General features: G+C 70.5%; 20 protein-coding genes. 12 read left to right on the forward strand and 8 right to left on the reverse strand.

Features of this window, described 5'->3' with window-relative positions; genetic code table 11:
* The first annotated feature begins 44 nt into the window (after positions 1-44).
* Both miaB and OG344_RS19235 read left to right on the forward strand, forming a co-directional pair.
* Positions 45-1505, forward strand: a complete 1461-nt coding sequence (gene miaB, locus OG344_RS19230; protein ID WP_405089119.1) for a tRNA (N6-isopentenyl adenosine(37)-C2)-methylthiotransferase MiaB — start codon at positions 45-47, stop codon at positions 1503-1505.
* A gap of 1225 nt (positions 1506-2730) precedes the next feature.
* On the forward strand, positions 2731-3669 hold the full coding sequence (locus tag OG344_RS19235) for a ribonuclease Z (RefSeq protein WP_327044679.1): 939 nt from the start codon (positions 2731-2733) through the stop codon (positions 3667-3669).
* A 4-nt stretch (positions 3670-3673) separates the two neighbouring features.
* Here OG344_RS19235 and OG344_RS19240 read toward each other — a convergent pair whose 3' ends face one another.
* The gene (locus OG344_RS19240) at positions 3674-4381 is read right to left on the reverse strand and encodes a class III extradiol dioxygenase subunit B-like domain-containing protein (RefSeq protein WP_405084263.1); all 708 of its coding nucleotides are present in this window, start codon (positions 4379-4381) and stop codon (positions 3674-3676) included.
* Positions 4382-4440: 59 nt separating this feature from the next.
* On the opposite strand from OG344_RS19240, the gene OG344_RS19245 reads away from it, so the two are divergent.
* The 9 genes from OG344_RS19245 (at position 4441) to OG344_RS19285 (ending at position 15764) form a co-directional block, all read left to right on the forward strand.
* Positions 4441-4974, forward strand: a complete 534-nt coding sequence (locus OG344_RS19245) for a methylated-DNA--[protein]-cysteine S-methyltransferase (RefSeq protein ID WP_405084264.1) — start codon at positions 4441-4443, stop codon at positions 4972-4974.
* Positions 4975-5002: 28 nt separating this feature from the next.
* Entirely contained in the window at positions 5003-5914 is a 912-nt protein-coding gene (gene miaA, locus OG344_RS19250; RefSeq protein WP_405084265.1) for a tRNA (adenosine(37)-N6)-dimethylallyltransferase MiaA, read from the forward strand.
* A 9-nt stretch (positions 5915-5923) separates the two neighbouring features.
* Positions 5924-6736, forward strand: coding sequence for a diaminopimelate epimerase (dapF, locus tag OG344_RS19255; protein WP_405084266.1), 813 nt, complete (start codon positions 5924-5926; stop codon positions 6734-6736).
* Positions 6737-6891: 155 nt separating this feature from the next.
* A complete protein-coding gene (locus tag OG344_RS19260; protein WP_405084267.1) occupies positions 6892-9207 on the forward strand; it encodes a tetratricopeptide repeat protein in 2316 nt (771 codons plus the stop codon).
* Between the two features lie 406 nt (positions 9208-9613).
* Positions 9614-10702: a glycine betaine/L-proline ABC transporter ATP-binding protein gene (locus OG344_RS19265; protein WP_405084268.1), complete on the forward strand. Its 1089-nt coding sequence runs from the start codon at positions 9614-9616 to the stop codon at positions 10700-10702.
* Positions 10703-10704: 2 nt separating this feature from the next.
* Positions 10705-12669, forward strand: coding sequence for an ABC transporter permease (locus OG344_RS19270; protein WP_405084269.1), 1965 nt, complete (start codon positions 10705-10707; stop codon positions 12667-12669).
* On the forward strand, positions 12666-13640 hold the full coding sequence (locus OG344_RS19275) for an ABC transporter substrate-binding protein (RefSeq protein WP_405084270.1): 975 nt from the start codon (positions 12666-12668) through the stop codon (positions 13638-13640). Before OG344_RS19270 ends, OG344_RS19275 begins: the two co-directional genes overlap by 4 nt.
* Before the next feature lie 177 nt (positions 13641-13817).
* Complete coding sequence (locus tag OG344_RS19280) at positions 13818-14777, forward strand: ABC transporter substrate-binding protein (protein ID WP_405084271.1); 960 nt, start codon at positions 13818-13820, stop codon at positions 14775-14777.
* A 213-nt stretch (positions 14778-14990) separates the two neighbouring features.
* Positions 14991-15764 (forward strand): HNH endonuclease family protein, encoded by a 774-nt coding sequence (locus OG344_RS19285; RefSeq protein WP_405084272.1) that lies wholly within the window; start codon positions 14991-14993, stop codon positions 15762-15764.
* Between the two features lie 440 nt (positions 15765-16204).
* Here OG344_RS19285 and OG344_RS19290 read toward each other — a convergent pair whose 3' ends face one another.
* Entirely contained in the window at positions 16205-17422 is a 1218-nt protein-coding gene (locus OG344_RS19290; protein ID WP_405084273.1) for an iron-containing alcohol dehydrogenase, read from the reverse strand.
* Between OG344_RS19290 and OG344_RS19295 the strand changes: the two genes are divergently transcribed.
* Positions 17421-17558: a hypothetical protein gene (locus OG344_RS19295; protein ID WP_405084274.1), complete on the forward strand. Its 138-nt coding sequence runs from the start codon at positions 17421-17423 to the stop codon at positions 17556-17558. The two genes, OG344_RS19290 and OG344_RS19295, sit on opposite strands and share 2 nt — an antisense overlap.
* On the opposite strand, the gene OG344_RS19300 is transcribed toward OG344_RS19295, so the two are convergent.
* The 6 genes from OG344_RS19300 to OG344_RS19325 all read right to left on the reverse strand — a co-directional run bounded on the left by OG344_RS19300 (position 17534) and on the right by OG344_RS19325 (position 24635).
* Positions 17534-18994, reverse strand: a complete 1461-nt coding sequence (locus OG344_RS19300) for an NAD-dependent succinate-semialdehyde dehydrogenase (protein ID WP_405089120.1) — start codon at positions 18992-18994, stop codon at positions 17534-17536. The two genes, OG344_RS19295 and OG344_RS19300, sit on opposite strands and share 25 nt — an antisense overlap.
* 275 nt (positions 18995-19269) lie before the next feature.
* Positions 19270-20346, reverse strand: a complete 1077-nt coding sequence (locus OG344_RS19305) for an ABC transporter ATP-binding protein (RefSeq protein ID WP_405084275.1) — start codon at positions 20344-20346, stop codon at positions 19270-19272.
* Positions 20346-21413, reverse strand: a complete 1068-nt coding sequence (locus OG344_RS19310) for an ABC transporter ATP-binding protein (protein WP_405084276.1) — start codon at positions 21411-21413, stop codon at positions 20346-20348. Before OG344_RS19310 ends, OG344_RS19305 begins: the two co-directional genes overlap by 1 nt.
* Positions 21413-22324 (reverse strand): carbohydrate ABC transporter permease, encoded by a 912-nt coding sequence (locus OG344_RS19315; RefSeq protein WP_405084277.1) that lies wholly within the window; start codon positions 22322-22324, stop codon positions 21413-21415. Before OG344_RS19315 ends, OG344_RS19310 begins: the two co-directional genes overlap by 1 nt.
* Positions 22324-23274 (reverse strand): carbohydrate ABC transporter permease, encoded by a 951-nt coding sequence (locus tag OG344_RS19320; protein ID WP_405084278.1) that lies wholly within the window; start codon positions 23272-23274, stop codon positions 22324-22326. The genes OG344_RS19315 and OG344_RS19320 overlap by 1 nt, the downstream gene beginning before the upstream one ends.
* Positions 23271-24635 (reverse strand): extracellular solute-binding protein, encoded by a 1365-nt coding sequence (locus tag OG344_RS19325; RefSeq protein ID WP_327044697.1) that lies wholly within the window; start codon positions 24633-24635, stop codon positions 23271-23273. Before OG344_RS19325 ends, OG344_RS19320 begins: the two co-directional genes overlap by 4 nt.
* Between the last annotated feature and the right edge of the window lie 102 nt (positions 24636-24737).

The raw sequence follows: 24737 nt of genomic DNA on the forward strand, positions 1-24737 counted from the left end.
CTGTGACCACACAGGACGCCGAGGGCGCGACCCGGACCTACGAGGTGCGCACCTACGGCTGCCAGATGAACGTGCACGACTCCGAGCGGCTCTCCGGGCTGCTGGAGGACGCCGGATACGTCCGGGCCGCCGAGGGGCAGACGCCGGACGTCGTGGTGTTCAACACCTGCGCCGTACGCGAGAACGCCGACAACCGGCTCTACGGCAATCTGGGGCACCTCCGGCCGATCAAGATGGCCCGCGAGGGCATGCAGATCGCGGTCGGCGGGTGCCTGGCGCAGAAGGATCAGGGCGAGATCGTCCGCCGCGCCCCCTGGGTGGACGTCGTCTTCGGCACCCACAACATCGGCTCGCTGCCGGTGCTGCTGGAGCGCGCCCGGATCGCCGACGAGGCCCAGGTCGAGATCAGGGAGTCGCTGGAGACGTTCCCCTCCACGCTGCCGAGCCGCCGTGAGTCGGCGTACGCGGCCTGGGTGGCGATCTCGGTCGGGTGCAACAACACCTGCACGTTCTGCATCGTGCCGTCGTTGCGCGGCAAGGAGAGGGACCGCCGTCCCGGCGACGTCCTGAACGAGGTGCGGACCCTCGTCGACCAGGGCGTCCTGGAGATCACCCTGCTGGGGCAGAACGTCAACACCTACGGCGTGGAGTTCGGCGACCGGCTGGCGTTCGGCAAGCTGCTGCGGGCCTGCGGCGACGTCGAGGGCCTTGAGCGGGTCCGCTTCACCTCACCCCACCCGGCCGCCTTCACCGACGACGTGATCGCCGCGATGGCCGAGACGCCGAACGTGATGCACCAGCTGCACATGCCGCTGCAGTCCGGCTCCGACCGGGTCCTCAAGGCCATGCGCCGGTCGTACCGGTCCGAGCGCTACCTCGGGATCATCGAGCGGGTGCGCGCCGCGATGCCGGACGCCGCGATCTCGACCGACATCATCGTGGGCTTCCCCGGCGAGACCGAGGAGGACTTCCAGCAGACCCTCGACGTCGTACGGCAGTCGCGCTTCGCCAACGCGTTCACGTTCCAGTACTCCATCCGCCCCGGCACCCCCGCCGCGACGATGGAGGACCAGGTGCCCAAGGCCGTCGTGCAGGAAAGGTACGAACGCCTGGTGGCGCTCCAGGAGGAGATCTCCTGGGCGGAGAACAGGACGCAGGTCGGGCGCACCCTTGAGGTGCTGGTCGCCGAGGGCGAGGGCCGCAAGGACGACGCCACGCACCGCCTGTCCGGCCGCGCCGCCGACAACCGTCTCGTCCACCTCGCGGCCACCGATGCCGCCGCCGGTGCCCGGCCCGGCGACATGGTCACCGTCGAGGTCACCTACGCAGCGCCGCACCACCTGGTGGCCGACAAGGTGCTGTCCGTACGGCGGACCCGCGCGGGCGACGCCTGGGAGGCCCGGCAGGCGGCTCCGCGACAGAGCGCCGCGGTCAGCCTGGGCATGCCCACCGTCGGCCGTCCGGCTCCGCTGCCCGCGCAACCGTCCGCCTGCTCGGCCGGCTGAACCGCGCCTGATCACAAGCCTGATCAGGACCACGCCTGATCAGGCGGTTGACCTGGTCCGCGAGGGCGGGACCGCGCAGGTGCGGGCCGCCCTCGCGGGTCGTCATCGACCGAGGCCGCGCAGGACCTGGTAGCAGTAGGCGCGGCGCAGGTCGTGGAACCGCAGGCAGGCATCCCGCATCCGGGCGCGCGCCACACCGGCCGCCTCGGCGCGGGACGCGGCCGAGGTCCCCGCGCCGGACCCACGAGCGCCAAACCCTCGGGCGGCGCTGTCCGGGCCGGTGGAGCCCTGAGCGTCCGGCTTGTGCGTGACCGGCTTCGCGCCTTCGGGGGAAGCGGTCCGCGCGGTTCGCCGCCGGTCGGCGTCCCTCGTCCCGGAACGGCTCGCCGTGCCGGTGGCACCGCTCCCGGCGAGACGTGCGGACCACGCGGGCGGACGGGAGGGGCCGGTCGCCCGGACCGCACGCCCGGGAGACCCCGGCCCGCCGGTCTCGTGACCCGGGGGCAGTGCCCCTCGCTCGGCCGCCGACCGCTCTTGCTCAGCCGAGCCGTCTCCGGTCGCCTCGTCTCCCGCTTCCTCGGCCGAATCGCCGGATAGTTGCGACGCGATGTCCGGAGCCGTTTCCGGGCGCTCCAGCGTTGCATCTTCCGAAATATCCGTAGACGCGGATGATTGTGGATTTCCGGACTGTGAGAAGAATGGCCCGGCGCCGGGGATGCCCGGTGCGGCGGCGTCGAAGGACCCTTCTCGTCCGAAGCGCGGGCCTGCGGTGGGTGAGTGGGCGACGGAGGACGCCGCCAGGTCCTGACCGGGCATGACGGCCAGGACGACGCCGAGTCCGGCGATCGCGGTCACACCGATCGCGCCCGTCAGCGCGAAGACGGTGCTGGTGCCGCGCCGATGCCGTGGGATGGGGGAGTTTTCCGGCAAGGTCGTTTTCTTCCATGTGGCGGTGTGTCGGTCTCGATTCCTCAGTCTGCCCACCGCGCATTGGAATTCAGCGGCCTTTCTGTGAATTCCCGGAACTCCAGACGAGTGATTCGACGGCAATTCGTACGAATGCCCGTGATGTGCAGCCGTATGGCCACGGCATGCTCCACCCGGGACCGCCGAAGTCCCCCTTCAGTAGATGCGGTTCACTTCGTCGAGGTCGTATTGATAGGGCGACGGGTGGTTGTCGAAGGCCGCGGGCGCGGCCTTGGCGGCACGATCTAGCATCGGCGGTGTGTCCGTACGTGAACTCGTCGTCCTCGGCACCTCCAGCGCCGTGCCCACGCGTCATCGCAACCACAACGGCTATCTGCTGCGCTGGGACGGCCAGGGGTTCCTGTTCGACCCGGGGGAGGGCACGCAGCGGCAGATGCTGCACGCCGGGGTGAGCGCCCACGACGTCACCTGGATCTGCGTCACCCACTTCCACGGAGACCACTGCCTGGGGGTCCCCGGCGTCGTCCAGCGGATCGCCAGAGACAAGGTGACCCACGAGGTGCGGGCGGCCTATCCCGCGAGCGGCGAGACGTACTGGCGCAGGCTGCGCAACGCGTCGGCCTTCGCGGATACGGACGTGATCTCTCCCCGGCCGGTCTCCGGCGAGCTGGCGCGGTGGCCGGCGGGGCCGGTGACGCTGACCGCGCGCCCGCTGTCGCATCCCGTCCAGTCGTACGGCTACCGCGTGGACGAGCCCGGCGGGCGCCGCATGCTGCCCGGCGAGCTGGACAGGCGGGGCGTACGCGGGCCGATGATCGGAGAGCTCCGGCGGCGCGGCTCGCTGACCCTCCCCGACGGGTCGGTGGTCACGCTGGAGGACTGCAGCGCGCCCCGGCCGGGCCAGAGCGCCGCCTTCGTGATGGACACCCGCCTCTGCGACGGCGCGTTCGCCCTGGCCGAGGGCGTCGATCTGCTGGTGATCGAGTCGACGTTCCTGTCCGGTGAGAGCGCGATGGCCGCGCAGTACGGACACCTGACGGCGGCACAGGCCGGGCGCGTCGCGGCGGCGGGCGGGGTGCGGCGCCTGGTGCTCACCCACTTCTCCGAGCGGTACACGACAGCCGACGAGCCCAGGTTCGTGGACGAGGTGCGCAAGGCCTACTCGGGCGAGGTGGTGACGGCCCGCGACCTGATGCGCGTGCCCGTGCCGAAGCGGAGCGCCGAGGCGGGCGGCTGACCGCTCACCAGAGCCAGCGCGCCACGAAGTACCCCACGCCGTACGGCGCCTCGTCGCGCAGCAGTTCGGCGGCGCGCGGTGGCGCGCCCTCCGCCGCCCCGCCCAGGACCTGGAAGGCGGCCCGGCCTGCCACCTGCAACTCCGCGGCCCGGGCCGGGTCCAGCGCCAGGAGCGCGCGGGAGTCACCGGACGCGAGCGCCGCGGCGATCATGTAGTCGTACGGCACCGCGTCCGGATGCACGTAGCCGGGGGACTTCTCCGTGCGCCGGGCCGAGCCGTCCCCCATGACCAGCAGCGCCACCCGATCCGCCGAGCCGGCCAGGCGGCGGCCCAGCGCGGCGCACCCGGCCGCCGGCGCGTCGGCGGCGACCGCCTCGAACCGCAGCGAGAACCGCCCCTCGGGGGCCTCGGCGGAGTGTTCCAGCAGCCAGCGGCCGATCGTGAGCGACAGCGGCAGCACCGGCTCTCCGCCCGCCGGGCCGACCCTGACGCCGGGCCCCCAGGGGCGCAACGATCCGGCGGCGTCGCCGGGAAAGGACGCGGGGGAGCCGTCGCCGCCGGTCACCACGAGCACGTCGGGACCGGCGCCGGCGAGCGACCGCACCGCCTCGGCGCAGGCCGCGCGCAAAGGATCGAGCTCGGCGGCGGCGGCCCCGGCGACCTGCGGGACGAGCAGCGGAGGATGCGGGCAGACGGCCGCGGCGACCAGCACCCGATCACCCTACCCGGCCGCTCACCCCCACAGATTGGACGTATGGGCAGAATGGACGGATGGACAGCAGCACGGTGGCGTTCGCGACCGTCCCGACCCGGCTGGGCGACGTGCTCGCCGCCGTCACCGCGGACGGGGTCGCCGCGACGGACTTCCGCGACGACCGCAGGGTCAGGGCGCGCATCACAGCTCGCCTCGGCATGCCCGCCGCCGACGACCCGGTCCGTACGGCCGCCGTCCGGGAGGAACTGGCCGCGTACTTCCGGGGCGAGCTGAAGGAGTTCCGCGCCCCGGTCGACTGGCGGCTCATGTCGCCCCTCCAGCGGCAGGTCCTCGGCACGCTGCACGCCACCGTCTCGTACGGCGAGGTGGTGACGTACGGCGAACTGGCGGCGCGCAGCGGCGCGGGCGTCCCGGCCCGGGCCATCGGCTCGATCATGGGCGGCAACGCGATCCCGATCATCGTGCCGTGCCACCGGGTGGTGGCGAGCAACGGCCTGGGCGGGTTCAGCGGCGGCGACGGCGTCGAGTCCAAGCGGTGGCTGCTGACCCTCGAAGGCCATCTGCCGCCCACCCTCGACTGGGACCTGTGACCTCCCCGTCCCTGGGACACTGGACGGTGTGGGGCAGCTACCTGTGATCGCCGTCGTGGGCGCGACCGCGGCGGGCAAATCCGACCTGGCCGTCGAGCTCGCGCTCCGCCTGGGCGGCGAAGTGATCAATACCGACTCCATGCAGCTCTACCAGGGCATGGACATCGGCACCGCGAAGCTGTCGCTCCAGGAGCGGCGTGGGGTGCCGCACCACCTGCTGGACATCTGGCCGGTGACCCGGACGGCCAGCGTGGCCGAATACCAGCGGCTCGCCCGGCCACTGGTCGACGACCTGCGCTCGCGCGGCAGGGCGCCCGTCCTGGCCGGCGGGTCGGGGCTCTACGTGCGGGCCGTCCTCGACGACCTGGAGTTCCCCGGCACGGACCCGGACGCGCGGGACCGCCTGGAGAAGGAACTCGCCGAGACCGGCCCGGCGCCTCTCTACGACCGGCTGAAGAGCCTCGACCCGGTGGCCGCCGAGAACATCCTGCCGAGCAACGGCCGCAGGATCGTCCGCGCGCTGGAGGTCATCGAGCTGTCCGGGCGGCCGTTCTCCGCGACCATGCCGTCGTACGACGCGGTCTACGACAGCGTGCAGATCGGCGTCGAGGTGCCGCGGCCGGTCCTGGACGAGCGGATCGAGCTCCGGGTCGCCCGCATGTGGGACGCCGGGCTGGTGGACGAGGTGCGCGCGCTCGCCGGGCGCGGCCTCGCCGAGGGCAGGACGGCCGGGCGGGCCCTCGGATACGCGCAGGTGCTGCGGTTCCTCGCCGGGGAGTGGACCGAGGAGCAGGCGCGGGTGGAGACGGTGCGCGCCACCCGCAGGTTCGCCCGGCGGCAGGAGTCGTGGTTCCGCCGCGACCCGCGGGTGGTCTGGCTGCCGTTCGACGCGCCCGATCTGGCCGACCGCGCGATCGGCGTGATCACCGGCGCCTCCTAGACTGCTGCCATGCGGTTTGTGAAGGGGCACGGCACCGAGAACGACTTCGTCATCCTGCCGGACCCGGACGCCCGGCTCGACCTGTCCTCCACACAGATCGCGGCGCTGTGTCACCGGCGCACCGGCATCGGGGCCGACGGCGTGCTGCGCGTCGTCCGCGCCAAGCTGTGCCCGGAGGCGGCCGAGCGGTCCGGCGAGGCCGAGTGGTTCATGGACTACCGCAACGCCGACGGCAGCATCGCCGAGATGTGCGGCAACGGCCTCCGGGTCTTCGCCCGCTATCTGGTGGACGCGGGGCTCGCGGCGCCCGGCGAGTTCGCCGTCGCGACGCGCGGGGGAGTCAAGCGCGTACGGCTCGGCGCGTCGGGCGACGTATCGATCGACATGGGCAGGCCGCGGGTGCTGGGGGAGAGCCGCGCGGTCGTGGACGGGCGCGAGTGTCGCGGCGTCAACGTGAACATGGGCAACCCCCACCTGGCGTGCCTGGTCGAGGAGCCGGTGGCCGGGTTCGACCTCGGCCGGGAGCCCGAGTTCGACCGGGGAGACTACCCGGAGGGCGTCAACGTCGAGATCTTCAACGCCGTGGGCGGCCGTACGGTGTCGATGCGCGTGCACGAGCGGGGGTCGGGGGAGACGCGCTCGTGCGGCACCGGCGCCGTCGCGACGGCCGTCGCGGCCGCCCGCGCGGCCGGCGAGACGACCGGCACCTGGGAGGTCCGGGTGCTCGGCGGCACGGTGACCGTCACGCTCACCGAGGACACGAGTCACCTGGCCGGTCCCGCCGTACTCGTCGCCTCGGGCGAGTGGCCCGCCGCCCTCTGACGGTCCACGGCGCTTGCGGAACCTTGTTCTGATCCCCCACTGTGAGTCCGAATCCAGGCTCAGGAGCATGCCCCGCCGGACGGTGGGCCGGCCCTGACGGCCCAACTGCTCCACGTCGTACGGCGCGTTGTTCGGTTCGGCGCGCTGTTTGGGTCATGGTCGGCGACCTGGCACACTGGCTGCCCATGGACGTGGACATCTGGGCCTGGGTCGGCGGCACCCAGCGTGAACTGCACGAGGCGGGCAACACGGGGCTCGCCATGGCGCTGGGCGACGTGCCCGCGCAGGCGCTCGAGGGCCGTTTCGCCCAGTTGGACGTCGTGGCGCCGGCCATCACGCAGCACGCCGAGTCTCTTGAGAAGCCGTGGCTGGAGCTCTTCGCGCGCTACTGGCACCTGCTGGGGCGGGTGGGCGACCGCGCCATGGGCGGGGTCGCGCTCGACGACGCCGCCTCGCTGGCGGAGTTCGCGGAGCGGGGCGACGTCGCCGAGTGCCCCGCCGCCCCCGGCGGCGTGGAGATCCTGGCCGTCACCCAGGCCAACACCGACGGTCCCGGCTACGCGGCCGCCCGGCTGAGCTCGCTCGGCGCCGCGCTCGACGGCGTGGGTCCCGACTCCCTCGCCTTCGCCGGACTGGCCACGCAGTACGTTCTGGCGCTCGTCGACGCCGGTCAGGCGGCCGAGGGCGTCGCGTACGCGGAGGCGGCCGTCGAGCGGCTGCGCGGGGCCGGGCGCGAGGCGAGCTGGGAGCTGGGCGCCGCCTCGGCGCGCGCGCTGCTCGCCGCCGGGCGTCCCGGCGACGCGCTGACCGCGCTGGACGCCTCGACCGGCTTCAAGCCCGACGACCCGGTCGCGAAGGGCCGCCGTGAGGCCCTGCTCCGGTCGCTGGTGCTGGCCACGCTCGACCGTACGCAGGAGGCCGTGGAGGCACTGCCCGACCTCGACGTGGTGGGGGACCACCCGCGTGAGTGGGCCGAGTGGGCGCGCACCGTCCGCGTGCTGGTCGAGAGCGGCGGCTCGATCGCCAACAGCTGGCAGCTCGGCCGCATCCTGCGCCAGTGGATGACGTACTTCGAGACGATGGGCGGCCACCGCGCCCGCTTCGAGCTCGCCCTCACCGCCGGGCACCTGGCCGTCGCCCGGCAGGGCCTGTGGCAGGCCCGCCTGCTCGCGGACGAGGCGGAGGCGGCCCTCGCCGGCCTCCGCGCGACCGAGGGCCTGACGGACCGGGTGGCCGAGCTGCGCGCAGCGGCCGGCGCCGCCAAGGAGGCGCCGCAGCCCGGCCCGCGCGACGAGCTGGTGGCCTACTTCGACGCCGCCGACGGCAGCACGGCCGACCCCGAGCGCTGGGTCGGCTGGCTGTGGCCGCTCTCGGGCGCCGATCTGGAGGCCACCCGCCGGCACACCACCACCCTCGGGTTCCTCGGCTACCCCGGGGTGGGCGCTGACATCTACTGGAAGGCGCTCGCCGAGGACGCCGACCCGGCCGCCGCGGGCGAGGAGGACCTCGCCTATCTCACCGGCCTGCTGATCGAGGCCCGTCAGGACGAGCGGGTGGAGAGCCTCGCGGCCCGCCTGCCGGAGACCGCCTCCCACCTCGCGCTCGCCCGGCTGCACCGCGCCCGTGAGCGGTGGGAGCAGACGGCGGCCGAGGCGGAGCTGGCGGTCGCCAACGGCGGCGGGCTGGAGGGGCGCCGCCTGTGGTCGGGCGCCGTCCAGCAGCTCGGCGACAACGCCAAGGCGGCCGAGATCCTCAAGCCGCTGCTGGAGACGGGCGAGGCCGAGGAGGAGGACGTCTGGCGGGTCATCGTCATGTCCACCGCCGTGGAGGACTGGGCGACCGTACGGGCCGCCGCGACCGGGCTCGGCATGCCGATCGAGCAGGGTGAGGGCCCGATCGAGGAGGAGTGGCACCTCGTCCGGGTGATCCTCCCCGCCCCCGACGGCAGCCAGCGCGAGGTCCTCGCCGTACGGACCGGCCCGGCCACCGCCCGCCTCGCGATCCCGCAGCCGCGCGGCATGGAGTACAACGCGGGCGATGTGGTCGTGATCGACCCCCGGCCGCTGGAGCCGATCCCGGAGGGCGAGGAGGAGCGGGAGAGCTTCGTGATCCCCTTCGCCGGGGTGACGATGCTGCGTCCCGGCGGCTACACGAGCTGGTTCTTCGACGGCGCCGCGCCGTCGGAGGACGAGTGGACCGAGTTCAACGAGGTCCTGGCCGAGCGCGGCTGGCCGATGTGGGTCTACAGCGACGAGAACTACCGCGTCACCCACCCCGCCAGCGGCGAGCAGCTTCCCGGCGTGTTCGGCTGGATCGCGATTCCGCCCGCCGTACGGCCCGCGGATCTGGACGCCGTCCTGGACGACATCACCGAGCAGTGGTCCCATCCGCTGGCCTGGCTCGACCTCGCCCGCGAGGTCGGCATCGAGGCCGAGCGGCACGAGCGGATCTCCAAGGAGTACGGCCTCTGACGGGAGGCCGGGCGCCACTGGTGCGCCGCGGTGCGCCGTCCCGCCGGGGCGGCAGCACTCGCGGCGCATCGCCGCGCTCTCACCTCGCCCGGCGTGCTTTCACGGCCCGCTGCCATGTCTTCACCGCCTGGAATGTCCGATGATTGTAAAGATCACCGGACGGTCACGATATGGCGAGCAGAAGGCGTTTTTCCCTATAAGTGGGGCGTTTGGGGCCTAGCCTCAGTTCTGTTGTCAAACAGGATCCGTGTTGCGAATTGAGCAACGCCTGTGCGTGTGCCCTGAGGAGTCGTTGGCCCCCCGCTCTTCATCCACGGCGTGCGAGCGGCAGCCTCCGCGCCGTGCTGTGGCGTTTCCGGGCGTCCACGCCGCCTCGCGGGCGACCGCGAAATGAGGGGAAATCACAGTGGGCACAGCCGCGATCGAGGTTCGCGGGCTCTGGAAGATCTTCGGTCCCAAGGCCGGCAGGATCATCGGCAGCCCCGACGCCGATCTTGAGCCCGCGCAGCTGCGGGCGAAGACGGGCTGCACCGCCGCCGTCAGGGACGTCGGCTTCCAGGTACGGCCGGGCGAGGTCTTCGTCGTCATGGGCCTGTCGGGCAGCGGCAAGTCGACGCTGGTGCGCTGTCTCACCCGGCTGATCGAGCCGACGGCGGGCGAACTGCTGATCGACGGCCAGGACGTGTGCGCCATGTCGGCCAGGCAGTTGCGGGATCTCCGCCGCCACCGGGTGAGCATGGTCTTCCAGCACTTCGGGCTCCTGCCGCACCGCAGGGTCGTGGACAACGTCGCGTACGGCCTGGAGATCCAGGGCATGGGGAAGGCCGAGCGGCACGAGAAGGCCGGGCGGATCCTCTCGCTGGTCGGGCTGGAGGGCCACGAGGACTCCTATCCCGAGCAGCTGTCCGGCGGCATGCAGCAGCGGGTCGGCCTGGCCCGCGCGCTCGCCGTCGACCCGGAGGTGCTGCTGTTCGACGAGCCGTTCAGCGCGCTCGACCCGCTGATCCGGCGCGACATGCAGGCCGAGGTCATCCGGCTGCACCGCGAGGTCGGCAAGACCATGGTCTTCATCACCCACGACCTGTCCGAGGCGCTGAAGCTGGGCGAGCGCATCGCGATCATGCGGGCCGGCGCGATCGTGCAGATCGGGACCCCCGAGGAGCTGGTGGGGGCGCCCGCGGACGACTACGTGGCCGACTTCGTGCGGGACGTCCCCCGGGCCCAGGTGCTGTCGCTGCGCTGGATCTGCCGGGACCCCGAGCCGGGCGAGCCGCTCGACGGCCCCGAGCTGCCCGCCGGCACCGTCATCCACGACGCGGTTCCGGCCGCGATGGGATCGGACCGGCCGATCCGCGTCGTCGACGGCGGCCAACTGGTCGGCGTGGTGAGCCGGGTCGACATCCTCGGCGCGGTGCGGCCCGGGACCGAGGCCCCGCCAATCCCGCCGGTGCCGCCAATCCCGCCGGTCTCCACGGGCGTGGGCGGGGAGGCGTAGTGGTGAGCGCACCCGTGCGGACGGCGCCGCCCCCGCCGCCCCCGTCGCCCCCTGCGCCGCCCGTGCCCGGCCCGGCGCGGGCCCGGCGCCTCGTGCGATGGGCCGCGCTCGCCGCGGGAGTGGTCGCCGTGGTGGCGCTTTACGCGGTCTTCCACGGCACGGCCGTGCTGCCGCACGACGACGACGCCGTCCTCTTCCACTGGCTCAACGACGCCCGCGACTGGGTGGACGCCAACCGCAACAGCAGCCCGATCTTCCTGTACGTCGTCAACTACATCCGGCTGGGCGTGGCGGAGCTCTACACGCTGGTCCAGGGCGGGCTGGTCGCGCTGGGCTGGCCCGGGCTCATCGGTCTCGCCGCCGGTCTCGGCTGGCTGGCCGGCGGGTGGCGGATCGCGCTCGTCGCGGCGGCGGGCCTCGCCGGCGTCGGCATGCTCGGCTTCTGGGAGGCGAGCGTCGACACGCTCGCGCTGACGCTGTCGGCGGTGGCGCTGTCGCTGCTGATCGGCATCCCGCTGGGGATCTGGGCCGGCCGCTCGGCGCGCGTCCGCCGGATCGTCACCCCGGTGCTCGACGTGATGCAGATCATGCCGACCTTCTCGTACCTGTCGCCGATCCTGCTGCTGTTCCTGATCGGGCCGGCGTCCGCGACGATCGCCACGATGATCTACGCGATGCCGCCGGCGATCAGGATCACCGCGCTGGCCGTCCAGCGGGTGCCCGGAGTGACGGTGGAGGCGTCGGAGTCGCTCGGCGCCACCGGCCGGCAGACGCTGCTGAAGGTGCGCCTGCCGCTGGCGCTGAACACGATCATGCTGGGCGTCAACCAGACGATCGCCGCCGCGCTGTCGATGGTGCCGCTCGTCGCGCTGATCGCCGCGCCCGGGCTGGGCGTCGACCTGATCCGGGCGCTCGCGCGGGTGAACGTGGGCGCCGCGCTGGTGCCCGGCGTCGCGATCGTGCTGATCGCCATCGTGCTCGACCGGGTCACCAGGTCGGCGGCGCGGCGGCGCGAGGGCGGGAGCCGGGCGAGGGCCGTCCGCTGGGGTGGTCTCGCCGTCCTGACCGCCCTGGGGATCACCCTGACACAGGCGCTCGCGCCGGAGTTCCCCGAGCGGTGGCAGGTGCAGGTCGTACGGCCCATCAACGACGTGGTCGACTGGATCGAGGCGCACTGGTACGTCTTCACCGGCTTCCTCAACGACACGGTGGCGTACGGACTGCTCAACCCGCTGCAGGACGTGCTGACCAGCGCTCCCTGGTGGCTGGTCACGGCGGCGGTGCTGGGGTTCGCCTGGCGGGTGAGCGGTCCCGCGGCCGGTCTGGTCGCCGCCGCCTGCCTGGCGGGCGTCGCCGCGCTGCACCTGTGGGAGCACGGCATGGAGACGCTGACGATCGTGCTGGTCGCGTCGCTGATCACGATCGCGGTGGGGCTCGCGCTCGGCGTCGCGGCGGGGAGATCCCGGTGGTTCGCCGCCGGGCTGCGGCCCGTCCTCGACGCCGCGCAGACGATGCCGTCGTTCTCCTACCTGCTGCCGGCCGTGGCGCTGTTCGGCAACGGCCGCTTCACCGCGATCGTGGCCTCGCTCATCTACGCGGTGCCGGTGGTCGCCCGCCTCGTCGAGGACGGCCTGCGGGCGGTGCCCGCCACCGTGATCGAGGCGGCCAGGTCGGCGGGCTCCACCGACCGGCAGGTGCTGTGGAAGGTCCAGTTGCCGATGGCGCGCAACTCGCTGCTGCTCGCGGCGAACCAGGGCATCGTCATGACGCTGGCGATGGTGGTGATCGGTGCGCTCGTCGGCGCGGGCGCCCTCGGATACGACGTCGTGGCCGGAATCGCCCAGCAGGAGGACTACGGCAAAGGCTTCGCCGCCGGCGTCGCCCTGGTCCTCCTCGGCGTGATGCTCGACCGGATCACGCAAGGCGCCAATGGGCGCCGCTCTCCCCACAAGAAGAGGAACGCATGAAGAAGCTACGCCTGATCGCAGGGGGCCTCGCTCTCGGCCTCGCCGTGACCGCCTGCGGAGGCGCCAAGGTAGAGGACGACTCGAACGCCGCCCCGAGCGCGGCGGGCTCGGCGGCCGCGTCCGCGGCCGGCACCGTCAAGATCGCGGTCAACCCCTGGGTGGGTTACGAGGCCGACGCCGCCGTGCTGGCATACCTGATGGAGCACGAGCTCGGCAACAAGGTCGAGAAGGTGACGCTCGCCGAGGAGCCGTCCTGGCAGGGCATGGAGTCGGGTGACGTCGACGTCGTCATCGAGAACTGGGGTCACGAGGACCTCAAGAAGAAGTACATCGAGGAGAAGAAGGTCGCCGTCGAGGCGGGCAGCACCGGCAACAAGGGTGTCATCGGCTGGTACGTGCCCGAGTGGATGGCGCAGAAGTACCCCGACATCACCGACTACAAGAATCTGAACAAGTACGCCGACCTGTTCAAGACCTCGGAGTCGGGCGGCAAGGGCCAGCTGCTCGACGGCGACCCCTCCTACGTCACCAACGACGAGGCGCTGGTCAAGAACCTCAAGCTCGACTACAAGGTCGTGTACGCCGGCAGCGAGGCCGCGCTGATCAAGGCCGCCAAGCAGGCGACCGACCAGAAGAAGCCGCTGCTTATGTACTTCTACGAGCCGCAGTGGCTGTTCAACCAGGTCAAGCTGGTCAAGATCAACCTCCCCGCCTGGGAGGAGGGCTGCGACAGCGACCCCAAGAAGGTCGCCTGCGACTACCCGCCATACGACCTGGACAAGATCGTGAGCAAGAAGTTCGCCGACACCGGCGGCAAGGCGTACGACCTCGTCAAGAACTTCCAGTGGACGAACGACGACCAGAACGCGGTCGCCGACGACATGACCAACAACGGCATGTCCGCCGAGGACGCGGCCAAGAAGTGGGTCGAGGCCAACACGGCCAAGTGGCAGGCCTGGATCGCCAAGTGACCCGAAGGACCTGAGGGTCGTCTCCCGCGCCCCGCCCGGAGGGGGCGCGGGAGGTTCCTCCCGGCCGTGATCCGCGGAGATCGCGGCCCATCCGGCCCGTTGTGGAATACTCTCCCGGTGTCGCCGCGGCCCCACCGCCCGCGGTCGCCGCCCGTACGACATCAGATGAGGTCAGATATGAGGATCCGTCTCCTTACCGGCGTGCTGTCGCTCGCGCTGGTCATGACCGCCTGCAGCGGCGGCAGCCCGAGTGGGAGTTCGGACGCCGCCGGAGCGGGAGCCGCGGGCGGCTCGAAGACGGTGCGGATGGCGATCAATCCCTGGATCGGCTACGAGGCCAGCGCGGCGGTGGTCGACTACCTCCTGGAGAACGAGCTCGGCTACAAGGTGGAGAAGATCGAGAGCGGCGAGGCGGACTCCTGGAACGGCTTCGAGAAGGGCACGGTTGACGTGGTCCTCGAGAACTGGGCCCATCCGGAGCTGAAGAAGAAGTACATCGAGGAGAAGAAGGTCGCCGTCACCGCGGGTGAGAACGGCAACAAGGGCGTCATCGGGTGGTATGTCCCCGAGTGGATGGTCAAGAAGTATCCGGACATCACCGACTGGCACAACCTGGTCAAGTACAAGGACCTGTTCAAGACCGACAAGAGCGGCGGCCTGGGGCAGTACCTGGCCGGTGACAAGTCCTTCGTGACCAGCGACGAGGCGCTGATCAACAACCTGCACCTGCCGTACAAGGTGGTCTACTCCGGCAGCGAGGACGCGTTGATCGCGGCGGCCCGCAAGGCCACCGAGAACGAGACCCCGCTGCTCATGTACTTCTACGAGCCCCAGTGGCTGTTCAACCAGCTCAAGCTCGTCAAGATCAACCTTCCGCCGTACGCGATCGGGTGCGACGCCAAGCCCGAGCTGGTCAAGTGCGACTACCCGCCGTACCTGCTCGACAAGATCGTCAGCGTGAAGTTCGCCAAGAGCGGCGGCAAGGCGTACGAGCTGATCAAGAACTTCGTCTGGACCAACGACGACCAGAACGCCGTCGCCTTCGACATGGCGGAGAACAAGATGAGCGCCGAGAACGCCGCCCGGAAGTGGGTCGAGGCCAACAGGATCGTCTGGCAGGACTGGATCCCGGCCTGATTCTCACGACCATCTGACCGAGGGGCGCGGCGCGATGCCGCGCCCCTCGGCGTTCTCCTCGGCGTTCCGCGCCGCCGCACGGCCCCGGCCGCCCGTGTAGTAGATCTCCAGGGCGCGCCTACTTTGCCAAGTTTTTACGCTTTGCTATACCTAGGTGGGATATTTCAGATATTTCTTTACTTAGGGGTAGCTTTGAGCGGGCGAGGTACCCGATTGATCGCCGCTACCGCGGCGGCGCTGGCGTTGCTGACGGGATGCGGGCGGATAGGCGATCTCGCGGCGGAGCCCGCGGGCCAGAGCGGCGGCGGCCAGGACGGCGGCGGCCAGGACGGCGGGAGCGGCGGCTCGGGCGAGGATCGCGGCGTCAACCCGCTCGACAACCCCGACGGCACCGGCCCCGGACTGATGGCCCTCAGCTCCGGCAAGGACAAGGCGAAGGCCCGCGACCTCATCGGCAAGGTGGCGACGAAGGGCCGCGGCGCGAAGACCGGCTACGACCGGGACAAGTTCGGCTACGCCTGGGCCGACAACGTGGACGGCGTCCCCTGGGGGCGCAACGGCTGCGACACCCGCAACGACATGCTCAAGCGGGACGGCGAGAACGTCGAGTACCGCGGCGGGTCGAACTGCGTCATCGTCACCATGAAGCTGTACGACCCGTACACCGGCAAGAAGATCGACTGGAGCAAGTCGGCCGCCGCGAAGGTCCAGATCGACCACGTCATGCCCCTGTCGTACGACTGGCAGATGGGCGCGTCGCGGTGGAGCGAGAGCAAGCGCAAGCAGATCGCGAACGACCCGCTCAACCTCATGCCCGTGGACGGCGCAACCAACGGATCCAAGGGAGACTCCGGCCCGGCCACGTGGCTGCCGCCCCGGCGGGAGATCCGCTGCTCCTACGCCGTGCGGTTCGCCCAGGTCTCTCTCAAGTACGACCTCCCGGTGACCTCCGCCGACAAGGACGCGATGCTGGAGCAGTGCAAGTGATCCGCCCGGATCACCGGCAGGCGACAGCGCCCGCGGCCAGGTGTCACGGCCGGAGGACCAGGGCGTCGGCGACCGCCAGGTACAGCAGGCGCCGTAGCCAGACCGTCCGCGGGATCTCCCAGTGGCCCTGGCCATGCTCCTCGAACAGGTGCGCGCGCGTGTCGTCGCTGTAGCCGCACCTCAGCCCGCCTCCGGATCAGGCAGTCCGCCTCCGGATCGGGCAGGCCGCCCCCGGCGCGCCAGGCGGCGACGGCGGGTGCGGCCTGTGACCGCACGTGCGCGGCGCGTTCGGCGACGAAGGGATGGGCTCCCAGGACGGGCGGCGGTCAGGCCTGGGAATGGGCGGCTCCCATCAAGGCGTAGCCGGCGATTCCGATACCCAGGGTGGGGCGGGGAACTCGTCGTCGTGTGAAAGGCCCGTCACCATCTCCGCTCCGGAGTCAGGAGTGTCGGGTCCGGTCCCCGATCCAGGCCGCTTCGAGGATCGCGGTCAGGCTGGCGGTGTCGGTCGGGCCTGGATGGTTCTGGATCAAGCGGGTGACGCCACTGGCCATCTCCGCGAAGCGCGGGAGGTCGGCGCGTGCCACGCCGATGTCCGCCAAGGTGGCAGGGATGCCGATGTCGACGAGGAGCCCGTTGAGCCAGGTGAGGAACGTATCCGCGGCCTCTGCATCCGAGGCGTCGGTCACGTCGAGTCCGCACACCCTGGCGAGGATGGCCAGCCGGTCGCCGATGGCGTCCCTGGCCGCGTCCAGCGCGTAGGGCAGCAGCAGCCCGACGCCCAGGCCGTGTGGCGTGTGGGTGGCTGCGCCGATGGGGTACTGGAGGGCGTGCGGAGCCGCGTTGCCCGCGTGGGAAAACGCGAGCCCGGCCAGCATGGACCCATAGGACATGTCCGCGCGCGCGTCCTTGTCGCCTCCGTCCCTGACGGCACGGGGCAAGCTGCGGGCGATCCGCTCCGCGGCCAGGAGCGCGTAGTGATCGGTGATCGGATTGCGGCCGAGGAAGACCTGCTCCACCGGGTCGCGCGGTCCGTGGGCCCGGGGTCGCGCGGTGTAGCTCTCCACCGCGTGACAGAACGCGTCGATGCCGGAGTGGGCGGTGACGGTCGCAGGGCAGGTGTAGGTGAGCTCGGGGTCGACGATGGCGAAGTCGGGCACGATGTGGACGCTGGAGACCCCCACCTTCAGCTCGCGGTCCGGGTCGGTCAACACCGAGACGGGCGTGAGCTCGGAGCCGGTGCCTGACGTCGTCGGGACCGCGACGAGAGGAATCGTCGGCCCCGGCACCTTCGACTCGCCGTAGAAGTCGCGCGGCGTCCCACCGTGGCACCGGATGACGCCGACGATTTTGGCGAGGTCGATCACCGTGCCACCCCCGATGGCGAGGATCACGTCGGCGTCCACCTCTGCGGCGACCGAGACGGCCAGGGCGACATCGGCGAGTGGCACGTCCGGAGTCGCGTCGGCGAACACCCCGACGACTGCGACCTTCTCCCGTACGGCGGCCACGATCTCGGCCACGCCCGGCTGCCCCAGAAGAACCCGGTCGGTCACGACGAGGACTCGCGAGCCACACTCGGCCACCACTCGTGGGATGTTCTGCGCGACCCCTTCGCCCACTATCAGCTGGCGTGGTCCGCGGACGGTCTCAAGCATGTCAGTGCCTCTCTGGAACGTCGGCGGTGATCTGCTGGGCGGACGGCCAGGTCACCTGCGCGACCGGGACGGCGTCGGCAAGGGCGGTCCCGCCCCACGGGTGGAGGCCGGTCACGGGAGGTCGATCGCCGCGTAGGTGACGTCGAGGTACTCGAGGATGCCCTCGTGCGACCCCTCTTTGCCGATCCCGGACTGCTTCATGCCTCCGAACGGAGCTGACGGGTCCGAGATCAGACCACGGTTGACGCCGACCATCCCCGTCTCCAGCCCCTCGGCGAACCGGAGCGCCCGCTGGAGGTCACGGGTGAAGACGTATCCGACCAGGCCGTGCTCGGTGTCGTTGGCCTTCGCCAGCACCTCGTCGTCGGACGTGAACGAGATGATCGGCGCCACCGGGCCGAAGATCTCCGCCTCCAGTATCCGCGCGTCTTCGGGCACGTCGACGAGGACCGTGGGCGGATAGAAGTGGCCCGGCCCATCCGGGCGCTCGCCGCCCACCAGGACACGGGCGCCGCGATCGACCGCGTCGGCGACGAGCCCGTCGATCGTGGTGACCGAGGCCTCGTCGATCAACGCCCCGACGTCCACGCCGTCGTCGAGACCATGACCCACCGAGAGCGCGCCCATCCGCTCGGCGAAGCGCGCCGTGAACTCCTCCCGCACCGGCTCCTCGACATAGATTCGGTTGGCCGCGATGCAGGACTCCCCGATGTTGCGCATCTTGGCCACCATGGCACCGTCGAGCGCGACGTCGAGGTCCGCGTCGGCACACACGATCAAGGCCGCGTTGCCGCCCAGTTCCATGGAGGTGCGCAGCACGTTGTCCGCCGCCTGTCGTAGCAGCACGCGCCCGACCTCGGTCGACCCGGTGAACGAGAGCTTGCGGGTCCGGCGGTCGGCCAGCAGTGCTGCGACCACCGCGCCGGAACGCTTGGTTGTCACCACGTTGACGACGCCCGGGGGAACGCCGACCTCCTCCATGATGCGGGCCAGGAACAGCATGGTGAGTGGCGTCTGGCTTGCCGGCTTGGTGATCGTCGTGCAGCCCGCCGCCAGCGCAGGAGCGATCTTGCGGGCACCCATGGCCAACGGAAAGTTCCAGGGCGTCACGAAGACGCACGGTCCGACCGGCTTCGGCACGGTGAGGATGCGATATCCACCATTGGGAGCGGTGTTGTAGCGCCCCTCGACGCGCACCGCCTCCTCGGCGAACCAACGGAAGAACTCGGCGCCGTAGGCCACCTCTGCCCGAGCCTCGGCGAGCGGCTTGCCCATCTCGAGCGTTATCAGCCGGGCGACCTCCTCGGATCGCTCGGTCAGTGCCCGGTACGTCGCGGTCAACAACTCTGACCGTTTTCGCGGCGGGGTCGCCGCCCACTCCGCCATCGCCTTGCTCGCCACGTCCAGAGCGGCGAGCCCGTCAACGACGCCGGCGTCCGCCACCTCGGCGATGGTCTTGCCGGTGGCCGGGTCCTCGACGGCAAAGGTGGCTCCGCCGGCGGCGTCGCGCCAGGCGTCGCCAATCCGGAGCCGCCGGTGCTCGGGGGCCAGGACGTTCATCGGGTCATTCATCGCGTCGCCTCCTGTGATGTTCTTGGTGATGTCCGGCGTGACCTCAGCGATCGCGCCAGGCGCGTTGACGAACGGGTCACACGACCTCGTCGGGGCCGAGGTTGCCAAGCGGGCCGAACGTGGCCTTGGCCCTGGCTGCTTCAGCGTCGTCAGGCCGTGCTCACCGGTGACGGTCCGCCGGGGCTCGATTGCCACGTGCGGGCGCATGTTGACGTCGCCGCCCTGTGCGGTTACCTCCTGTGCGGTTACCTCCCGGGCGGTTACCTCCCGGGCGGTTACCTCCCGGCTTCGGACAGCGCCAGCCCGGTGCCCGCATCGAACAGGTGCGCACGGTCCAGGTCGACCGTGACATGCAGCCGCTCGCCCGGCGTACCGGTGATGGTGGGTCGTGCCTTGACCTTGAGGATCTCCGTCCCCACTCGGACGTCGACCACCGTCCGGTCACCGAGCGGCTCAAGGCCGTAGAGCTCACCCGACAACGACGCGTCCCCACGCTGCTCGACGGACAGGTCCTCTGCGCGGAGGCCCAGCAGCAGCGGACGACCGTCCTCAGCCGTGGTCCAGCGAGGCCGCGGCAGCGTCCAGCCGTCCGCCCCGACCAGACGATCTCCCTCGGCGTGGCAGGCGAGCAGGCTGATCGGCGGGCTCCCGACGAAGCCCGCGACCCACTGGTTGGCCGGACGGTCGTACACCTCGGCCGGCGTTCCGACCTGTTGCACCTTCCCCTCCTTGAGGACCGCGACATGGTCGGCCATGGACAGGGCCTCGACCTGGTCGTTGGTCACGTAGACGAAGGTCCCCCCGAGGCTCCGGTGGATGCGGGTGAGCTCGGTGCGCATCTCGACGCGGAGCTTGAGATCGAGGTTCGTCAGCGGCTCGTCCATGAGAAACGCGCGCGGGCGGCGGACCAGCGCCCGGGCCAGGGCGACACGCTGCATCTCACCGCCCGACATCTGCGCGGGACGACGCTGCAGCAGACGTTCGATGTGCAGCAGGCTCGACATCTGCTCGACGGCGGCGGCGATCTCGCTCGAAGAACAGCGGCGTGCCCGCAGCGGCGAGGCGATGTTCTCGTACGCCGTGCGTCGCGGGTAGAGGGCGTAGCTCTGGAAGACCATGGCCAGGTCGCGTGCGGCCGGAGTGTCACCGGTCGCGTCCCTCCCGTCCAGATGCACCGACCCGGCGTCAAGCTTCTCAAGGCCGGCGATCGCTCGCAGGGTCGTCGTCTTGCCTGCCCCGGAGGGCCCGAGCACGACGAAGAACGAGCCGTCCGGCACGTCCAGCGTCACCCCGTCCAGGGCCTGGACCTTGCCGAAGGACTTGCACAGCCCGTGCGCTGACACGGTTCCCATCAGGCCACCAGCTCTTCCGTGCTCACGTCGTAGACCGGCGGGGGGCCGCCGGTGTGCCGCAGCCCGACCGGCGCGTCAGCGGCGAAACGGACAGTCGATGGCATCCGAACCCGTACGTCGCGCTGGCCGTCGTGGTCGACCACGTAGATGATTTCGTCGCCCAGCCACTCCGCCGAGACCACGCGGGCCGGGACCGAACGTTCCGCCCCTGGTTCTGTGACTTCCAGCGCCTCCGGCCGGACGCCTGCGACCAGGGAACGGTCGCGCGGCAGGCCTGGCGGTGGCGCGAGGGTCAGTCCGCTCTTACTGCGCAGCTTCCCGTCGGCCACCTCCACCTCGATCAGGTTCATCGGCGGGGAGCCGATGAACGCGGCGCAGAAAAGACTCGCCGGGCGGTCGTAGACCTCCAGCGGCGTGCCGATCTGCTCGACGCGGCCCTTGTTGAGGATGGCGATCCTGTGCCCGAGCGACATCGCCTCGACTTGGTCGTGGGTGACGTAGACCATCGTCGTCCCCAGCTCCCCCTGCAGGTGCTTGATCTCCGTGCGCATGTCCGCCCTCAGCTCCGCGTCCAGATTGGTGAGGGGTTCGTCCATGAGGAATGCGCGCGGTCGTCGCACCAGGGCGCGAGCGAGCGCGACGCGCTGCTGCTCCCCGCCGGACAGCCGGTTCGGTCGCCGGTCCAGGAGCGGAGCGAGCCGCATCAGCCGAGCGGCCTCGTCGACCCGCTCGCGCACCTCCGCCTTGGGCAGGCCCTCGGCCCGCAGGGGGAACGCCAGGTTGTCGCGGGTCTTCAGATGCGGGTAGAGAGCGTAGAACTGGAACACCATGGCGATGTCTCGCTCGGCGGGCGGCAGGTCGTTGACCAGCGTTTCGCCGATGCGGATGTCGCCCGTCGTCTGTCGCTCCAGGCCTGCTATGGCCCGCAGCGTGGTCGTCTTACCGCAACCCGAAGGGCCGAGCATGACGAACAACTCGCCGTCGCCGATGGACAGGTCCACGTGCTCGACTGCGACCGTCCCGTCCGGGTAGCGCTTGTGCAGGGCGGTCACCTCGATACCCGCCATCAGCGTCGCACCGCCCCGAGCGTCACACCGGCGATGAGGTGCTTGCGCACCAGGTAGGCGAAGACGAGCACCGGCAGGGCGAACACCACGGAGGCGGCGGCCACGAGACCCCAGTCCACGGTGGTTCCACCGATGAGGCCGGCGATGGCGGGCGGGGCCGTCCGCACGTTGTCGCTGGAGGTGAGGAAGATGGCGAACACGAACTCGTTCCACGAGAAGATGAGGGCGAAGACCGCCGTCGCGGCGATGCCGGGCAGGAGCAGGGGAAGAGTGAATTTCCAGAACGCCTGCAGACGGGTGTAGCCGTCGAGCATGGCGGCATCCTCGTACTCCGCGGGCACCTCGTCGACGAACCCCTTCATCATCCAGATCGTGAACGGGACGTTGAACGCGGCGTAGATGAGGATCAGGCCGAGCTTGGAGTCGATGAGCCCGACTTGGCGGTACATGAGGAAGATCGGGATCACGACGACGACGGGCGGCATGAAGCGGGTGGACAGGATGAAGAACAGCTGGTCCTTCTTGGCCTTCACGGCGAAGCGTGAGTAGGCCCAGGCCGCCGGGACCCCCAGCACGGTGGCCAGCGCCGTGGAGACCCCGGCGACCACGACGGAGTTGAGGAACGAGACGGACAAGGCCGAGCGACCGCCTCCGGAGGAGGCGAACACGTCCTTGAAATGGTCCAGGGTGACCTTGAAGTCGAAGAACTTGGCCGGGATGGCGTAGACGTCCCGGTTCTCCTTGATGGACGTCTCGATCATCCACAGCACCGGAAAGAGCATCACCACGGCCAGCACGGTCAGCAGGGCGACCTCGAGCACGGAGCGGCCCCGGCCGCCGAGGCGGCGCGCGGGGGGCGTGTGATCGCGGGCAGGACCTGTGGACACGGCCTCGTCGACGGAGACGGCCATCAGTCCTCCTTGAGCTTGTTCAAGTAGCGCAGGTAGAGCTGCGCGAGGACGATGACGATGAGCACCATGAGGATCCCGTATGCCGAGGCGGTTCCGGTGTTGAAGCCCAGGAACGCGACCTTGTAGACATGGAACGACAACGTCTCGGTGGAGACCCCCGGACCTCCGCTGGTGAGGATGTAGACGAGGTCGAACAGCCGGAAGGCCTCGATGGCCCTGAACAACACGGCGATGAGGAGCAGCGGCCACACCAGCGGAAGAGTGATGGTGCGGAACCGGAACCACTCGGACGCCCGATCGATCGAGGCGGCCTCGTACAGGTACTTGGGAACCGCGGTGAGGCCCGCAAGTGCGATGAGCATGATGAACGGCGTCCATTGCCAGGTGTCGACCACGATCAGGGAGATCAGTGCCGTTCGCTGCCGGGTGAGCCACTCCACCTGCCCCAGGCCGAGCGAGCTGAGCATGCTGTTGATCACGCCGAACTGCGCGTCGAGCATGAATCGCCAGAACAGCCCGACCACGACCGGCGACAGCATCATCGGAACCAGGAACAGAGTGGTCAGCACTCCTCGCCCGTGCGTGCGCCGTGAGATCAGGTAGGCGATGGAGAAACCGAGCACGGTCTGCAGGGCGACCGCGCCGACCACGTAGATCAACGTCGTCCAGGCCCTCAGGTGGACCTGCGCCGACGTCAGGATGGCGATGTAGTTCTCGAACCCGACGAAATGGGCCGGCCCCCCGCGGGTGGCCGAGTAGTCGGTGAACGACAGGTACAGCGCCCACAGCAACGGGAACACCGACATGGCGAGCAACAGCAGCAGCGCGGGCGAGATGAAGGTCACAGCGAGCCCGCGGTCGCTCAGGCGGCGGGACCAGCCCGGTGCGGGCGGCGTCGCGGACGCCACCTGCCCGGGCTGGTCGGTCGTCAGAGGGGCGGGGCCACTCACAGTCCGCCGCCGCCCTTGCCGCTGCCGGCGTCGAGCACGCCCTGCTGCTCCTTGGCGATGTCGTCGAGCGCGTCCTTCGGCTTCTTCGCGCCGTTGAGAGCCGCGTTCACGTTGGTGTTCTCAATGTCGATGAGGCGCGCGTACTCGGGCACGTTCCACATGTCCCGCATCCGCGGAACCGAGTCGGCGTACACCTTGTTGAACGGCCCGGCATTGAGGAACTCGGGCGACTCCAGGGCGTCCGTACGCGCCGGCACGCCACCGGCGGCGGCCCACTTCTTCTGGATGTCAGCCTGCTCGAACCACTTCATGAAGTTCAGGGCCTCTGCCTGGTTCGCCTGGGGCGAGTAGGCCGACACGTGCATCCCCATGCCGCCGAGAGGCACCAGGTTCGTCTTCTGGGTCGGCAGGGGGGCGAAACCCAGCTTGTCGAGAATCTGCTCCCGCGTGGTGCCGAGCGTCGACTGCTTCGGGTCGAGCAGGCCGCCGCTCGCGGCGATCCAGTTGAACGCGATGCATGCCTTGCCCTGGGCGACCGCCGCGTTCACCTCGTCGATGAACCAGTTGCCGGAGCCCTTGGCGGTCAGCGGCTTCATCTTGTTGACCAGGACGTCCATCGCCTCCTGGCCCGCAGCGTCGTTGACGATGCCGTCGATCTTGCGCGTCTTGGCGTCCCAGAGGTTGCCGCCGTAGACGCCGTTGACCGTGTTGTAGGTCACGGCCGCGGCGTCGGAGCCGTTGGCCTGATGGAAAGCCAGCCCGCTGACGCCAGGGTTGTCCGCCTGGCACTTCTCGGCGACTGAGATCATCTCGTCCCAGGTCTGCGGTGGCTTGTCGCCGATCAGGTCCTTTCGGTAGATCATCGTCCAGGTGTCGCCGAGCAGCGGCAGTCCGTACAGGCTGGCGTTCTCGTCGCGCTGCCCGGTCTCCGCCTGGGGGTACTGGCCGTAGGCCGCGAGGAGGTACGGGTTGTAGGCCTTGACGTCGATGTTCTTCTTGACGAAGTCGGTGATGTCGAGGATGTTGCCGTTCGTCACGGCCTCGCCGATGTGCTGCGAGTCCAGGATCGGGATGTCGAAGTCGGTCTTGTGCGCTGCGAACTGGGTGAACATCGCGTCGTGCCAGTTCGCGTTCGGCACGGTCTTGACCTTGATGGTCACGTTCGACCGCTCCTTGGTGTACTCCGCGTTCGCGAAGTCTTCCAGCGCGTGGGCGGGGGGCCAGTCGAACCAGATGAAGCTGAGGGTCAGCGGGTCCTTGGTGAGCTCCGGGATGGTCGCCGGCGCCTTGGGGGCGCTCGCCTTCGCGCCGTCGTCCTCGCCGCCGCCGCCGCAGGCCGCCATCGTCGTGGCCACCAACATGGCCGCCGCCGCCAGCTGCACTCTTCGACCGGGAACGGACAGTCGCCCTATTCGTTTGGGATGCCGCATCTTCTTGCCTGCTTTCTGGGTGGGGGGTAGAGC

This window comes from Microbispora sp. NBC_01389, assembly GCF_045040095.1.
Lineage (GTDB): Bacteria > Actinomycetota > Actinomycetes > Streptosporangiales > Streptosporangiaceae > Microbispora.